The sequence below is a fragment of the Actinoplanes regularis genome (assembly GCF_900188005.1).
Taxonomy (GTDB): Bacteria; Actinomycetota; Actinomycetes; order Mycobacteriales; family Micromonosporaceae; genus Actinoplanes; species Actinoplanes regularis.
The window spans coordinates 402,128-415,201 of the sequence record NZ_FZNR01000004.1; the positions used below are offsets into that span (position 1 = coordinate 402,128).

A 13,074-nucleotide genomic window follows, 5' to 3' on the forward strand; every position below is an offset into this window, starting at 1 on the left:
CACGACGGCCGGCCCAAACCGTCGGCCCGCCGTGGGGGCGGGATGGGAATGTGGGGACGCGGGGCGTAGGTCGTACAAGGAAAAAATGAGACGGTCCGGCGGCGGGCCGCCGGACCGCGCGGGCTCAGGAATCGAAGGAAAAGCCCAAGAGATTGGCGGTACGCAGGATGAAGCCGTCCCGGCCACCGTTGCGGTCGGCACGCGCGATCGCCCGGCGGATCACCTGTACGGCGGGCCAGGCGATGGGTTCGGGCGGGATGGGCAGCGGCCGCCGGGTGGCCATCCGCAGCCGGGTCAGCGGGGTGTCCGCGCCCGCGAGCAGGTCGAGCATGACCGAACCCGCGAAGCGGGTGGCCGCGACCCCGAGGCCGGTGAAGCCGCTGCTGTAGGCGACCTTGCCGCCCATCGCCAGCCCCTGGAAGGCGGCCAGCTGCGTGGACATGTCGATCATGCCGCCCCAGGCGTGGGTGAATCTGATGTCGCCGAGCTGGGGGAAGGTGCGCAGGAAGTGGTCGGCCAGCCGGGCGAACGTCTCCGGCCGCTGGTCGAACTCGGGCCGGATGCCACCACCGCGGTGATAGACGGCGTCGTAGCCGCCCCAGAGGATGCGGTTGTCGGCGGTCTTGCGGTAGTAGTGGAACTGCCGCGAGCAGTCGCCGATGCCGAACCGGCCGTACCAGCCGATCTCGTCGAGCTGGGCGGGCGTGAGCGGCTCGCTCATCAGGACGTAGTCGTAGATCGGGATGGTGAGCATCCGGTTGCGGCGCAGCAGGGACGGGAAGCCGTTGGTGGCGAGCACCACGTTGCGGGCCCGGATGGTGCCCATCCCGGTGGTGGCGCGGACCGTGCCGCCGCGGTCGGTGAGGCGGGTCACCGGGGTGTGTTCGAAGATCCGGACGCCGAGCCGCTGGCACGCGTCCTTCAGGCCCCAGGCCAGCTTGGCGGGGTGCACCAGCGCGGCGCCGGTCGCCCGGAACGAACCGGCGCGGTACAGCGGGGACCTGACGAGCTCCGCAAGTTCGTCGCGGTCGTAGAAGCGGCCCGGCGCGGCCCGTAGCTCCTCGACCTGGTGCCGTTCGGTGGCGACGTCGAGCGCGCCGCCCGCCTCCCACTCCGCGTCGATGCCGTGTGTGATCAGCGACCGCTCGAACGCGGCGAAGTTCTCCTCGGCGAGCGTGGCCAGCACGTCCAGGTCGCCGGCGAAGTATCGCTGGCCGTTCTCCGGGCCGTGGGTGAGGCTGTCCTCGACGAATCCGCCGTTGCGGCCGCTGGCCGCCCAGCCGATCTCCTCGCCCTCGACCAGGACGACGTCGCGGCCGGGATTCTGCTCCTTGGCCTGCAGCGCGGTCCATAGCCCGCAGTAGCCGCCGCCGACGATCAGCAGGTCGGTCTCGATGGCACCGATGAGGGCGGGCCGCGGGAGGGGCCGGCCGGGATCCTCGAACCAGAACGGCGTCAGGGCCGCGTCGGCGAGGCTGGCGCGGACGCGCTTCTCGTCGGTCCGGATCTCGAGGTCGTAGGCAGGTGTGTCCGCCCGCATGCTGATCCTCCCTGGTCAGAGCCTTAGGAAACCCTGCGTGGTACGCTTAGGTCAATGCGTTGACATAAGGAGTCACGGTGATGGCGACAACACGAGCGAGTTCCGGGCGGGTCCGAAGGCGGCCGACACGCAGCGGTGTGGTGCTCGAGCCGGAAATGATCATCGATGCGGCCTTGCGGCTGATCGAGGCGCCCGGAGGCAACGCGCTCACTGTGCGTCGCCTCGGCGTCGAGCTGGGCGCCGACCCCTCGGCGATCTACCGCTACTTCCGCGACCTCGACGCGCTGCTGATCGCGATCGCCGACCGGCTGATCAGCGAGACGCTCGCCGGCTTCGAGCCCGGACCGGACTGGAAGGCCGCGCTGCGGGAGATGGGCCGCGGCGTGCACGACTCGATGCTGCGACACCCGCGCCTCGCGCAGCTGCGGGCGATCCGCTTCACCGCCGGTCCGAACGAGCTGCGGGCCGACGACATCGGCATCGGTCTGCTGCTCAGCGCCGGGTTCTCCGCCCCGGACGCGGTCCGGCACTTCCGTGACTTCATCGACGCCGTGCTCTCCCTGGCCGCGATGGACGCGGCCGAGCTGGCCCCGGGGCAGGAGGAGGCGGACAAGGAGGCGCTGGCCCGGGCGTACGCCACCCTCTCGCCCGAGGACTACCCGAACCTGGCGGCGGTCCGTGACCACCTGCCGCAGATCACCGCCTCACCCTTCCCCGGCGTTCTGGAGAAACTGATCAGCGCTCTGGCCCTGGCGGCTCCCGGCCCGTCAGCGCCCTGAGCCCGCCACGTCCGCCGGCTCGTCGACGAGCGGGTGCGGACGTGGCGGGCCGTTCGGCGCGGGTCGATCCTTGATGGTCAGGCGCCCAGGGCGCGCAGTCGCGGGAGTCCGTCCAGGAGCGGGGGACGGCTGGTGTTGCGGGTGGCCGCGTTCTCGGCCTGCGCGCGGACCGGCTCGGCCGGGGCGTAGACCCAGGTGGACTGTCCCCAGTCGCCGTTGTAGGCGGTGCATTCCCACCACTTCTCGCGCGGGGTGCCGGGCTCCTTGTTGCCCTTCTTCACACAGTTCGTCGGAGTGAGCTTCGCGACGACCGTCTCGTAGGCGCGGATCTGGTCCTGGACGACGAGGTTGATGCCGTTGACGAGGCCCGCCCGGCCGCGGGCGGCGATCACGATCGCGAACAGAGCCGGCAGTACGGCGCCGATGTCGTCGACCGCCTGCGGCGTCTGAACCGCGTTGGCGTACGAGGTGGCCAGCGTGGCGCAGCCGGTCGCGCTCTGTGCCCACAGCTGCAGCACGGTCCGGCTCATGCTGTCGATGTCGGTGAACTCGATGGTGTGCTGCCGCGCGCAGGCCTGCACATCGGCCGCGGCGATCCGGTCGGTGTGGGCGATGATGTCGTTCTTCGCGGACTCGACCGCGGCGATGCCGGCCAGGTCCCGCTCGGTGAGCGGCCGCTCCGCCGCGGCGAGGTCGAGCGACCGGCGCCGGATGAAGACCGCGAAGTCGTACATGCCCAGCGGGTTGCCGATCTCGGTCGGCATCGCCTGGTACTCGCTGACCTCGCTGGTGAACGTCTCGACCGCGTGCCGCGCGTTGACCTCGGTCCGTTCGCGCAACGCGTTGAACAGTGCACTCATGGATGCGGCTCCTTCCCGTCGCATCCACTTCGGAGCAGCGATGGTCATGGATGGGTCGCAATTCCCTGGGTGCCTGGATCTCCTTACGAGGAGGTTTTGGCGCCTCGGGCGGCGGCATCGGCTATCGCCGTGAACAGCCCTACCAGCACGCGATCGTAAACGCGGTCGGGCAGCAGCCAGCGTGCGAGCAGCGCCGCCCTCGCGCCGCGCCCGACCGCGTAGCGAGCGCGCGGTCGCCGCACCGTCGCGGCCCGGCCGATCGCCCGGGCGACGACGGCGGGGGCGGAGATCCCCCTGGCCTCCGAGGTCAGCGACGCCGCGTACCGGCGGGCGTAGCCGGCATACGGGCCTTCGCCGGACGCGGCGAGCAGGCGCTCGCCGGCGACCCGGGGAAACTCGGTGTCGATGCCGCCGGGCTGGATCAGGACGACGTCGATGCCCAGCGGTCGCAGCTCGACCCGGAGGCAGTCACTGAGACCCTCCAGCGCGTACTTCGTCGCGTGGTACCACCCGCCCAGCGGCTGGTACATCCTCGCGCCGACCGAGGAGACGTTGATGATCCGCCCGGAGTTCTGCGCCCGAAGATGGGGCAGCACGAGCTGACACAGCCGAGCCGCGCCGAAGACGTTGACATCGAACTGCCTCCTGGCCTCGTCCAACGGCACATCCTCGAGCGCGCCGAACGATCCGTAACCGGCGTTGTTCACCAGGACATCGATGCGACCCGACTCGGTGACGACCTGATCAACCAGGGCCGTCAGGTCGGCCTCGGCGGTGACATCGGCCCTGACGGTACGGATACCGAGCGCCGCGAGCTGAGTCATCTTGTCCAGTCGGCGGGCGACCGCGTAGACATGGAAACCACGTTCGTGCAGCAGGCGACTGGTGGCCGCGCCGATCCCCGCGGACGCACCGGTCACGATCGCGACCCTGTTCATCTACGCACCCTCCAGCGGTCGGATGGGGCCGGCGAGGTGTTCAGGGTAGCGGCGTCCAGAACGGATTCGTCATGCCGAGGAGGGCGGTCTGGCGTAGGAAGGAAATCGCTTCCGGCGGGCGTACGGCGGTCCTATGCTGCTGGACCGCTCGCTGACCCCGACACTTAGGAGCTGCCGATGCCCCACGTGACGCTCTACGCGCTCGAAGCAGAGCTGGCCGGGCGCGAACCCGGCCTGATCAGGGAGCTGACCGACGCCGTCGTCTCCGTGTACGGCGAGTGGGCCCGGAGTTCGGTCGACGTCAGGCTGATCGGCATCCCCGCCGGACGATGGGCTCGTGGCGGAGAGGCGGTCGACACGGCCGCGCCCTCGGTCACCTTCGGTATGCGCGAGGAGGTGTTCGCGCGTGCGGACGCGGCCACCGTCATCGCACGACTGATCTCCGCGTTCACCGACGCCGTCACCACCGTTTTCGGCGACGACTGCCGCGACGAGGTTCTCGTCGAACTGGTCGGCCAGCCCACGACCCGTTCCGGGCTCGGCGGCAAGGTCATCGGGGGCGGCGGAGATTAGCTTGCGTCGCCGCACCATCATGCGTGGGTGAGGCTGGTCCGGGCGCCGATCAGGGGGTTGTCATGCAACAGTTCGCCGCTCTTATCGGTGCCGTTATCGGCGCGGTCATGGCATTTGTTCTCGGTAGTTTAGGAGAGCGGGCGCGCTGGCAACGAGACCAGAATGTGCGGTGGGACGCGGCCCGGTTGTCGGCGTACTCGGAATACTGCATCGCGGTGAAGCGAATCGTGCACATCGCCGCTGGAATGGCTCGCGCGAGGGGCCTTCAGCATTCTTCGGAAGCGGTGCCACTGGAACGCGGCACGGTGGAGCTCGTCGAGGCGGCCGGCGAACGCACCGCAACATGGGAGACCGTCCTGCTGCTGGGCGATCCGGAGACGATCACCGCGGCACGTGCCTGGCATCAGGCAGTCTGGCAACTGGAGTTCTTCGCCCGTGGAATATTGACGGGTCAGGCCGGATGGGGCCGGGCCCTCGATGAATTCGAGGAGAGCCGGACGGCCTTCTATCGTGCGGCGAGGAAAGATCTGGGCGTTCCTGGAGAGCCGCTCGCCGCCGGATGGCCTCCGCCGTGGCTCGAGCGTCTCGACCCCGAGCAACGAGATGCGGTGGTCAGTGCCATCGATCCTCGGATTCCTTCCGGCCGCCCGCCGAAGACGCTCGACGACGATGCGCAGACCCAACCGTGATCACGACTGATGGCTGTGGTGGTTGAGCGGTAATGCTCCGAACCGGCTGGACGTCGTTCTGCCGGAACTCTGACACCTGCCCGGTGAATCGGCCGTCGCCTATCGCGGTCCGGAATCGCGTGGACGCCCTGTGTTCGCGACCGATACGTTCGCCCGGTGACGGGTCATGGGCAGTATCGCTACGTCGGCCCAGCCGAGCTGTGCGGACAGGCGATCGTGGTGGACGCTGTTGTCGCCGGGACATATGCGGTCCTGGCGAACTGGCTCGCGGGGCGCGAGCAGCGCGAACTCGCCGAACCCTTCACCTTCGTCGTGGCGCTCGACGGCGTTCTGCGGCTGGCGCCCCGGCGCAGTGAACACGTCGCGCTCGCCGGCGGGCTCGACGTTCTCGCGGCTGGCGAGGTGAGGTTCGGTTCCGCCGGGACGGGGTGGCGGGTGGCCGAGGTGACCAACCAGTCCACCGGCTACTGCCCCGATCCTGACTCCTGGCCGGCCATGGGCAGGGCCCTCGACGGCCTCGGCGTACCGCATCCCGGCGAATTCACCGACAGGGTCATCTTCCGTCGCTGTCCGGCCTGCGGCGAGCGCAACATCGTACGAGAGAATGATTTTGTTTGTGCTCTTTGCGATGGCGCTCTGCCGGCGGAATGGAACTTCGTCCCGTCATGAATTACATGTCGGAGACGTCGAAGTCCATCTCGACGGCACCGTTCCCGGCACCGTCCTCGTCGAATCCGGCGTATCCACTCCGGGCCGTGCCGCTGTACCGCCCGGGCTCGTCCTTGCTGAAGATGCCCACGAGGATCAAGAAGGTCAGCAGGGCCCCGCCCGCGATCGCGAGCCCGATCCCGGCTTCGGCCCGGGCACCGGCTGGGATCAGGTTCCACAGATCAGCCACGAGCATGCGGTACGGCCGCAGCGCCTGCCAGAAGATGATGGCCCCGACAGCGCCGACGGCGGCGAGGCCGAGAAGAGCGACCCCGGTCAGAAGTCCATCGAATATCTTTGATTTCAGCGTGGGGGATTCCTGCTGCATGGTTCACCGCCGTCTCATCGGCGTTACCCAACCGTGTGCTCACGGTATCGGGCCGTCACCACCCGGCCCGCCGCCCCGCGATCTCATCGACGCTTGTGCATCGGATGGGTCTGTCGTACAAACATCGGCATGGCGTCCATGGATGATCCCACCTCCGCCAGGATTCAGTCCGACGTGCCGCATGCCGCGCGCATCTGGAATTACTGGATGGGCGGCAAGGACAACTTCGCCGCCGACCGGGCCGCCGGCGACGCGGTCGCGCAGGTCTACCCCGAGATCGTGCTGATGGCGAAGCAGTCGCGTCAGTTCCTCATCCGGGTCGTGCGTCACCTGGCCGCCGAGGCCGGGATCCGGCAGTTCCTCGACATCGGCACCGGGTTGCCGACCATGCAGAACACTCATCAGGTCGCCCAGGCCGTCGCACCGGACTCCCGCGTCGTCTACGTGGACAACGACCCGCTCGTGCTGGTGCACGCCCGCGCCCTGATGACCGAGGCGGCCGGCGACGGCCGCACCGTCCACGTGGACGCCGACTACCACGAGCCGGAGCGAATCCTCGCCGAGGCGCGCGAAGTGCTCGACTTCTCCCAGCCCGTCGCCGTGATGTTCATGGGCGTCCTGGGCTACGAGCCGGACCTGAAGGTCGTGTCGTCCATCGTGGACCAGATTGTGCGGGTGACCCCCTCCGGCAGCTACCTGGTGTTGTGGGACGGCACCAACACCACACCGGCGGTGGTCGAAGGCGCCGCGCGGCTGGCCCAGAGCGGCGGCGTGCCGTACATCCTGCGCGCCCCGGACGAGATCGGCGGCCTCTTCGCCGGGCTGGAGATGGTGGAGCCGGGCCTGGTCCAGATCACCGGCTGGCGCCCGGACGGCGAAGCCGAATGGCTGGACGCCTACGGGGCGGTGGCACGAAAACCCTGACGCGGCCGTTTCATCGCCACCAGCTGTCGAGCGGGGTCACCGGGAGGGCCCGCTTGTGGCGCGTGGCCAGGAAGGTCGCCTCGATCTTCGCGGCGACCTCCGGCGCCAGCACGGCGCCTTCGAGATAGTCGTCGATCTCGACATACGTCAGACCCAGCGCCACCTCGTCCGGCAGCGCGGGCCGGTCGTCCTCCAGGTCCCCGGTGGGGACCTTCTCCCAGGTACGCTGCGGAGCGCCCAGTTCGCGCAGTAACGCGCCCCCCTGCCGCTTCGTCAATCCGGTCAGCGGCATCACGTCGGCCCCGCCGTCGCCGTACTTCGTGAAGAAGCCGGTCACCGCCTCGGCCGCGTGATCGGTGCCCACGACCAGCATGTTCAGCTGACCGGCGACGGCGTACTGCGCCACCATCCGCTCCCGGGCCTTGACGTTGCCGCGGACGAAGTCCCGCAGGCTCGGCTCGTCCAGGCTTGCCGCCGCCTGGGCCGCGACCGCGTCCGTGCTGGGCCGCACGTCGATGGTGATGGCCCGGTCCGGCTGGATGAAGGTGAGCGCGAGCTGCGCGTCGACCTCATCGGCCTGTACGCCGTACGGCAGCCGGACCGCGACGAAGGTCGCCGCCGCCCCCTCAGCGCGCAGTTCGGCACAGGCCAGCTGACACAACCGGCCGGCCAGCGTGCTGTCCTGGCCACCGCTGACCCCGAGGACGTACCCGGTGGCGGGTGTGGATCGAAGGTACGCCTTCAGGAAGTCGACCCTTTGCCGGATCTCGTCCGCAGGGTTGATGGAGGCCTTGACGCCCAGGTCAGCGATGATCTGCTCACGGAGGTTCGACACCCGCGTACTGTATGCGGCCCGAGTTCACCGTGTTCACCATGTGCCCGCCCCGGGTGCAGGGCGGGCACGGTCCCGTCAGCCGGAGCGGCGCCGGATCCACCAGAGGCCGAAGGCGGCCAGGAGCAGCGTGACGGCGAGGTACATGCAGAGTTCGATCCACTGGAACGGCCAGTAACGGTCGGCCGGCTGGTATGTATAGCTGAAGTGCAGGTTCTGCCGGGCCATGCAGGCTACGCCGCCGGTCGGCGAGCTCTTGTCGCACGCCGTCGCCTGCTGACTGGTGTACGGGGTGCCGTCGGCGTTGAGCACCTTCGCCTCGTCCGTCAGGGACCAGGTGCCGGCCATGGTGTAGCCGATGATCGTGGCCCCCCGATCGTTGACGGCGAGGAGGTCCGACCGGCTCGGCGTGACCTCGTCGAAGGCCACGGTGGCCGTCACGGGCGTCATGAGGTGCTCGCGGACCAGGGTGGGCACGAGAAGCTGGACGACGGCGAACACGGCCAGGGTCAGCGCCATGGCTACCAGCGTGCGGCGGACGACGAGGCCGATGACGGTGCCGAGGACGAACGCGAAGACGGCGTAACCGAGCGGGACGACGTTGCGGGAGGCGAAGTTCAACGCGCCGAAACGGTTCCCGATGAACTGGTCGTAGCGGGTCGCGTTCCAGGTGAGCAGGAGGCTGAACAGACCGGTGACGGCGGCGCTGACGAGGGCGAGGACCACCAGCTTGGTCACCAGCCAGCGGGTGCGGGTCAGGCTCTGGTTCCAGACCAGGCGGTCGGTCCGTTCCTCCACCTCCCGGGTGATCAAGGGCGCGCCCCAGAACATGCCGATGAGGGCGGGGGCGGCGAGGAGCAGCAGGCCGGCGATCATCAACGGGCCGGTGTACGACTCGTCGAAGTTGTGCCGGGTGGTGCCGCAGTCGCTGGGCCGGCAACCGAGGACGCCTTTGTAGTCGTCGCGGATGCGGGAACCGAGGTACACCAGGTAGACCGCGATCGCGGCCAGGGCCGCGGCGGCGACCCGGGCCTGGGTGCGGAACTGACGCCAGGTCAGCCAGATCATGCCGCACCGCCGATCGACGCGACCGCGGCGCGGGTCATGTACGCCAGGCCCAGCTCCTCGAGGTCGACCGGTCGCGCGCCCGGCGGCGCGGCGGCACAGCGCACGACCTCCTCGTGAACACGCTCGGCCCCGGCCGGCAGGGCACCGGACACCCGGTGGTGTACGGCCAGCAGGTCGTCCACGTCGCCGGCCAGCTGGACCCGGCCCCCGGCGAGGACGATGAGGTGGTCGCAGACCTGTTCCAGGTCACCGAGAAGGTGGGAGGAGAGCACCACGCTGACGCCGAGCTCCGCGACGAAGGCGAGCAGGTCGCGCAGGAACGCGCGGCGGGCCAGCGGGTCCAGCGCCGCGACCGGCTCGTCGAGGATGAGCAGTTCGGCGCGTTTGGCGGCGGCGATGGTGAGGGCGAGCTGGGCCCGCTGCCCGCCGGAGAGCCGGCCGGCCTTCTGCGCCGGGTCGAGGCCGAGCGATCCGACCCGGCGTTCGGCCAGCGACCGATCCCACCGGGGGTTGAGTCGGGCACCGAGTCGCAGGTGGTCGGCGACGGACAGGCCGCGGTAGACCGGGGCGTCCTGCGCGACGAATCCGACCCTGGCCAGCTGGGCGGCGTCGCCTCCGGGGCGGTTGCCGAGGACCTCGATGCTGCCCGTGGTGGGTCCGAGGACGCCGCAGGTCAACCCGAGCAGCGTGGACTTGCCCGCGCCGTTGGGGCCGACCAGGCCGACGATCCGCCCGGCCGGTACTCGCAGGGTGCAGTCGGTCAGGGCGGCCGTGTGTCCGTACCGCTTGCCGAGCCTTTCGGTCTCGAGGACCGGCGTTGATTCGGTAATCATGCGGCGATTTCTAGCCAGCCGCTGGTCACGGCACGGTCAGGGTGTGACCGTGCGGTGACCGGGGTGCGGATAGCCTCGGTGGATGAGGGTGCTCGTGGTCGAGGATCAGGTGACGCTCGCCGACTCGGTGGCCCGGACGCTGCGCCACGAGGGCATGGCGGTCGACGTGGCGTACGACGGTGCCGCCGCACTTCAGCGCACCGCCGTGCTCGATTACGACGTCGTCGTGCTCGACCGGGACCTGCCCGGGGTTCACGGCGACGAGGTGTGCCGCACGCTGGTCGCCCGCCGGGCGCCCAGCCGGGTGCTGATGCTCACCGCCTCGAGCACTGTGGCGCAGCGGGTCGAGGGGCTCGGCCTGGGCGCCGACGACTACCTTCCCAAGCCGTTCGCGTACGCCGAATTGGTGGCCCGCATTCGCGCGGTCGTCCGGCGCGCCCAGCCGGCCACCCCGCCCGTGCTCGTGCACGGTGACCTGCGGCTCGATCCAGCCCGGCGGTCCGTCACCCGCGCCGGGGCCGTGCTGGCGCTGAGTCCGAAGGAGTTCGCGGTCCTCGAGCATCTGCTCACCGCGCAGGGCCGGGTGGTCTCCGCGGAGGAGCTGCTCGACCGGGTGTGGGACGAGGCCGCCGACCCGTTCACCACGACGGTCAAGGCGACGATCAACCGGTTGCGGGCCAAGCTCGGCGACCCGCCGCTGATCGTGACGGTCGCCCGCGCCGGATACCGCGTCTGACATGCGGGTCAACCGGCTCCGTCGGCGTCTCGCGCTGCTGTACTGCGCGGCGTCGGTCGCCTCCGGCTTCGTGCTGCTGCTGATCATCGTGGTGCTGTCGTTCGGCCTGCCGCCGTCGGACGCGCCGGCGCCGGAGGGCGGTCCGGTCGCGGCGGGCCACGTGCCCGACTCCCTGCTGACCCAGCTGCGGGCCTACCGGTCGGACATCCTGCTGCTGCCGGGGATCGCGCTGATCATCATGGCCGCGCTCTCGCTGGCGGCGGGCTGGGTGATCGCCGGCCGGCTGCTGCGCCCGGTACGCACGATGACCGGCCGGCTGCGGCAGATCTCCGACCGCAACGTGCACGAGCGGCTCGCGATGAAGGGGCCGCGCGACGAGGTGATCGATCTCGCCGACACCATCGACGAGCTGCTCGGCCGGTTGGAGACCGCGCTGGACGGGCACAAGCGGTTCGTCGCCAACGCCGCGCACGAGCTGCGTACGCCACTGACCGTGGAGCACGCCCTGCTCGAGGAGCCACTCGCCACGAACGCGGGCATCGAGCGGTACCGGGCGAACTTCGAGAGTCTCATCGCGCTCAACCGGGCGCGGGGGCGGCTGCTCGAGTCGCTGCTGACCCTCGCCGGCAGCGAGCACGGCGCGGGCCGGGCCGAGCCGGTGGACCTCGCCGCCCTCGCCGAGCAGGCGGTCCGGGACCGGAAGGCCGAGGCCGACCGGCACGGGCTACGGGTCGGCCCGGCGATCCACCCGGCCACCCTGACCGGTGATCCCGCGCTGATCGGGCGTCTGGTGGCCAACCTGTGTGACAACGCCGTGCACTACAACGTTCCCGGTGGGGTCGTCGAGGTTTCTACCCACCGCGACGCGGACCGCGCCCTCCTGGTCGTCACGAACACCGGGCCGGTCGTACCGCCCGAGGAGGTGGACCGGCTCTTCGAGCCGTTCCAGCGCATGCGGCGGGTCAGCGACGACAACCACCACGGCCTGGGTCTTTCGATCGTACGGGCGATCGCCGTCGCCCACGGCGGCGTGCTGACAGCCCACGCCTCCCCTCGGGGCGGGCTGACCGTCGAGATCAGCTTCCCGGCTCCGCCGGACTGATCCGAGCCAGTCAATCCACGGGTGCCGGCTCGGCGGGCCGACGTGTGAAGAAGCGGACGATGTCGTCGGCCGCGGTGGGGGCGAGCATCATCGCCTGGACCCGCGCGGACATCTCGGCGATCGGGTGGATCCTGGCGAACATCGCCTCCTCGTACGCCCGGATCGCCGAGTCGGGGTCGGCGGGGTCGGCGGCGAGTTCGGCGGCGAGTTCCGCGCCGTCGAGCATGGCCTGGTTGGCGCCCTCGCCGACCGGCGGCATCAGGTGCGCGGCGTCCCCGATGAGGGTGATGCCCGGCTGATGAGCCCAACGGGTGGTGGCGGGCATCGCCTCGATCCTGCGTGGAGTCGGCGCGTCGTCACCGGCTTCGATGAGTGCAGTGAGGGTGGGGCTCCAGCCGTCGAAGATGTCCAGCAGGGCGCGTTTGCCGCGGTAGTCGTCGATGGGGCGATCGTCCGCGGGCAGGGAGATCCCGACTCGGATGCCGCCGTTGCCGAGGCGTTGGGCTGCCAGGATCCGGCTCACGCCGATGCACCAGAGGTTCCCGGGGCCGACCAGTTCGGCGAGCTCCGGATGGCGCCGGTCGGCGTCATCGATGCTGAGCTCGACCAGGGTGGCCACGGCGGACCTGGTCGCGTCGGTGAGCAGCGACCGTACGGCCGATCGCGCGCCGTCCGCACCGATGAGGACGTCGCAGCCGGCGCTGGGGCCGCCCTCGAACGTCAGGTCGAAGCCGCCGCCGGGTCGTGGCGTCGCCGCGGCGAGCCGGTGCTGCCACCTGACCGTGTCCGCGGGAAGTGAGTCGAGCAGAAGATCACGCAGTACGCCACGGTCGATCTCGGGGCGTCCGGAGAAGGAGCCGGGTTGCGGCCTGTGGTGCACGAGGGTGCGTCCGGCCGGGTCGAGGATCCGGAGCTCCTCGCCCTCCGGCCGCGCCTCCGACCGGAACCGGCCGGTGAGGCCCGCGTCGGCCAGGGCCTGCTGCCCGGACTCCGGGTGCAGGTCGAGCATTCCGCCCTGTGAACGCGCCGATCGGCTCTCCTCGCGCTCGTACACCACCGCGTCGATGCCGTGCCGGTGCAGGACTCGGGCCAGCGTCAGGCCGCCGAGCCCACCGCCGGCGATCGCGATTCGCATCGTCATCTCCCTTACCGTACGATGTACCT

General features: G+C 70.3%; 15 protein-coding genes. 7 read left to right on the forward strand and 8 right to left on the reverse strand.

Annotated features, from left to right (window positions below):
- Positions 1 to 124 precede the first annotated feature (124 nt).
- The gene (locus CHC09_RS14205; protein WP_089293531.1) at positions 125 to 1,540 is read right to left on the reverse strand and encodes an NAD(P)/FAD-dependent oxidoreductase; all 1,416 of its coding nucleotides are present in this window, start codon (positions 1,538 to 1,540) and stop codon (positions 125 to 127) included.
- A gap of 155 nt (positions 1,541 to 1,695) precedes the next feature.
- Between CHC09_RS14205 and CHC09_RS14210 the strand changes: the two genes are divergently transcribed.
- Positions 1,696 to 2,319 (forward strand): TetR/AcrR family transcriptional regulator, encoded by a 624-nt coding sequence (locus CHC09_RS14210; RefSeq protein WP_239138295.1) that lies wholly within the window; start codon positions 1,696 to 1,698, stop codon positions 2,317 to 2,319.
- Between the two features lie 77 nt (positions 2,320 to 2,396).
- Here the strand turns inward: CHC09_RS14210 and CHC09_RS14215 are convergent, their stop codons facing one another.
- Both CHC09_RS14215 and CHC09_RS14220 read right to left on the reverse strand, forming a co-directional pair.
- Positions 2,397 to 3,179, reverse strand: coding sequence for a hypothetical protein (locus tag CHC09_RS14215; RefSeq protein WP_089293533.1), 783 nt, complete (start codon positions 3,177 to 3,179; stop codon positions 2,397 to 2,399).
- 83 nt (positions 3,180 to 3,262) lie between these two features.
- Positions 3,263 to 4,117 carry an oxidoreductase gene (locus tag CHC09_RS14220; protein WP_089293534.1) on the reverse strand — a complete coding sequence of 285 codons (855 nt, stop codon included), beginning with the start codon at positions 4,115 to 4,117 and terminating at the stop codon, positions 3,263 to 3,265.
- A 177-nt stretch (positions 4,118 to 4,294) separates the two neighbouring features.
- Here CHC09_RS14220 and CHC09_RS14225 point away from each other — a divergent pair, with 177 nt between their 5' ends.
- The 3 genes from CHC09_RS14225 (at position 4,295) to CHC09_RS14235 (ending at position 6,048) form a co-directional block, all read left to right on the forward strand.
- Positions 4,295 to 4,690, forward strand: a complete 396-nt coding sequence (locus tag CHC09_RS14225; RefSeq protein WP_089293535.1) for a tautomerase family protein — start codon at positions 4,295 to 4,297, stop codon at positions 4,688 to 4,690.
- A gap of 62 nt (positions 4,691 to 4,752) precedes the next feature.
- A complete protein-coding gene (locus CHC09_RS45095; protein WP_143232319.1) occupies positions 4,753 to 5,379 on the forward strand; it encodes a hypothetical protein in 627 nt (208 codons plus the stop codon).
- A gap of 156 nt (positions 5,380 to 5,535) precedes the next feature.
- Entirely contained in the window at positions 5,536 to 6,048 is a 513-nt protein-coding gene (locus CHC09_RS14235; protein WP_203833126.1) for a hypothetical protein, read from the forward strand.
- A gap of 1 nt (position 6,049) precedes the next feature.
- Here the strand turns inward: CHC09_RS14235 and CHC09_RS14240 are convergent, their stop codons facing one another.
- Positions 6,050 to 6,415 (reverse strand): hypothetical protein, encoded by a 366-nt coding sequence (locus CHC09_RS14240; protein ID WP_089293537.1) that lies wholly within the window; start codon positions 6,413 to 6,415, stop codon positions 6,050 to 6,052.
- Positions 6,416 to 6,544: 129 nt separating this feature from the next.
- Between CHC09_RS14240 and CHC09_RS14245 the strand changes: the two genes are divergently transcribed.
- On the forward strand, positions 6,545 to 7,339 hold the full coding sequence (locus tag CHC09_RS14245; RefSeq protein WP_089293538.1) for an SAM-dependent methyltransferase: 795 nt from the start codon (positions 6,545 to 6,547) through the stop codon (positions 7,337 to 7,339).
- A 10-nt stretch (positions 7,340 to 7,349) separates the two neighbouring features.
- Here the strand turns inward: CHC09_RS14245 and nadE are convergent, their stop codons facing one another.
- The 3 genes from nadE to CHC09_RS14260 form a co-directional block, all read right to left on the reverse strand.
- Positions 7,350 to 8,174: an ammonia-dependent NAD(+) synthetase gene (nadE, locus tag CHC09_RS14250; protein WP_089293539.1), complete on the reverse strand. Its 825-nt coding sequence runs from the start codon at positions 8,172 to 8,174 to the stop codon at positions 7,350 to 7,352.
- Positions 8,175 to 8,249: 75 nt separating this feature from the next.
- The gene (locus CHC09_RS14255; protein ID WP_089293540.1) at positions 8,250 to 9,239 is read right to left on the reverse strand and encodes an ABC transporter permease subunit; all 990 of its coding nucleotides are present in this window, start codon (positions 9,237 to 9,239) and stop codon (positions 8,250 to 8,252) included.
- Positions 9,236 to 10,072, reverse strand: a complete 837-nt coding sequence (locus CHC09_RS14260) for an ABC transporter ATP-binding protein (protein ID WP_089293541.1) — start codon at positions 10,070 to 10,072, stop codon at positions 9,236 to 9,238. Before CHC09_RS14260 ends, CHC09_RS14255 begins: the two co-directional genes overlap by 4 nt.
- An 82-nt stretch (positions 10,073 to 10,154) precedes the next feature.
- Between CHC09_RS14260 and CHC09_RS14265 the strand changes: the two genes are divergently transcribed.
- Together CHC09_RS14265 and CHC09_RS14270 are read left to right on the forward strand one after the other, a co-directional pair.
- The gene (locus tag CHC09_RS14265) at positions 10,155 to 10,808 is read left to right on the forward strand and encodes a response regulator transcription factor (protein ID WP_089293542.1); all 654 of its coding nucleotides are present in this window, start codon (positions 10,155 to 10,157) and stop codon (positions 10,806 to 10,808) included.
- A gap of 1 nt (position 10,809) precedes the next feature.
- On the forward strand, positions 10,810 to 11,910 hold the full coding sequence (locus CHC09_RS14270) for a sensor histidine kinase (protein ID WP_089293543.1): 1,101 nt from the start codon (positions 10,810 to 10,812) through the stop codon (positions 11,908 to 11,910).
- Between the two features lie 10 nt (positions 11,911 to 11,920).
- Here the strand turns inward: CHC09_RS14270 and CHC09_RS14275 are convergent, their stop codons facing one another.
- A complete protein-coding gene (locus tag CHC09_RS14275; RefSeq protein WP_239138294.1) occupies positions 11,921 to 13,051 on the reverse strand; it encodes an FAD-dependent oxidoreductase in 1,131 nt (376 codons plus the stop codon).
- Positions 13,052 to 13,074 lie beyond the last annotated feature (23 nt).

Coding starts and splice junctions, on each gene's coding strand:
- CHC09_RS14205 (WP_089293531.1), bottom strand. CDS start 1,540: ATGCGGGCGGACACACCTGCCTACGACCTCGAGATCCGGACCGACGAG.
- CHC09_RS14210 (WP_239138295.1), top strand. CDS start 1,696: ATGATCATCGATGCGGCCTTGCGGCTGATCGAGGCGCCCGGAGGCAAC.
- CHC09_RS14215 (WP_089293533.1), bottom strand. CDS start 3,179: ATGAGTGCACTGTTCAACGCGTTGCGCGAACGGACCGAGGTCAACGCG.
- CHC09_RS14220 (WP_089293534.1), bottom strand. CDS start 4,117: ATGAACAGGGTCGCGATCGTGACCGGTGCGTCCGCGGGGATCGGCGCG.
- CHC09_RS14225 (WP_089293535.1), top strand. CDS start 4,295: ATGCCCCACGTGACGCTCTACGCGCTCGAAGCAGAGCTGGCCGGGCGC.
- CHC09_RS45095 (WP_143232319.1), top strand. CDS start 4,753: ATGCAACAGTTCGCCGCTCTTATCGGTGCCGTTATCGGCGCGGTCATG.
- CHC09_RS14240 (WP_089293537.1), bottom strand. CDS start 6,415: ATGCAGCAGGAATCCCCCACGCTGAAATCAAAGATATTCGATGGACTT.
- CHC09_RS14245 (WP_089293538.1), top strand. CDS start 6,545: ATGGCGTCCATGGATGATCCCACCTCCGCCAGGATTCAGTCCGACGTG.
- CHC09_RS14255 (WP_089293540.1), bottom strand. CDS start 9,239: ATGATCTGGCTGACCTGGCGTCAGTTCCGCACCCAGGCCCGGGTCGCC.
- CHC09_RS14260 (WP_089293541.1), bottom strand. CDS start 10,072: ATGATTACCGAATCAACGCCGGTCCTCGAGACCGAAAGGCTCGGCAAG.
- CHC09_RS14265 (WP_089293542.1), top strand. CDS start 10,155: ATGAGGGTGCTCGTGGTCGAGGATCAGGTGACGCTCGCCGACTCGGTG.
- CHC09_RS14270 (WP_089293543.1), top strand. CDS start 10,810: ATGCGGGTCAACCGGCTCCGTCGGCGTCTCGCGCTGCTGTACTGCGCG.
- CHC09_RS14275 (WP_239138294.1), bottom strand. CDS start 13,051: ATGACGATGCGAATCGCGATCGCCGGCGGTGGGCTCGGCGGCCTGACG.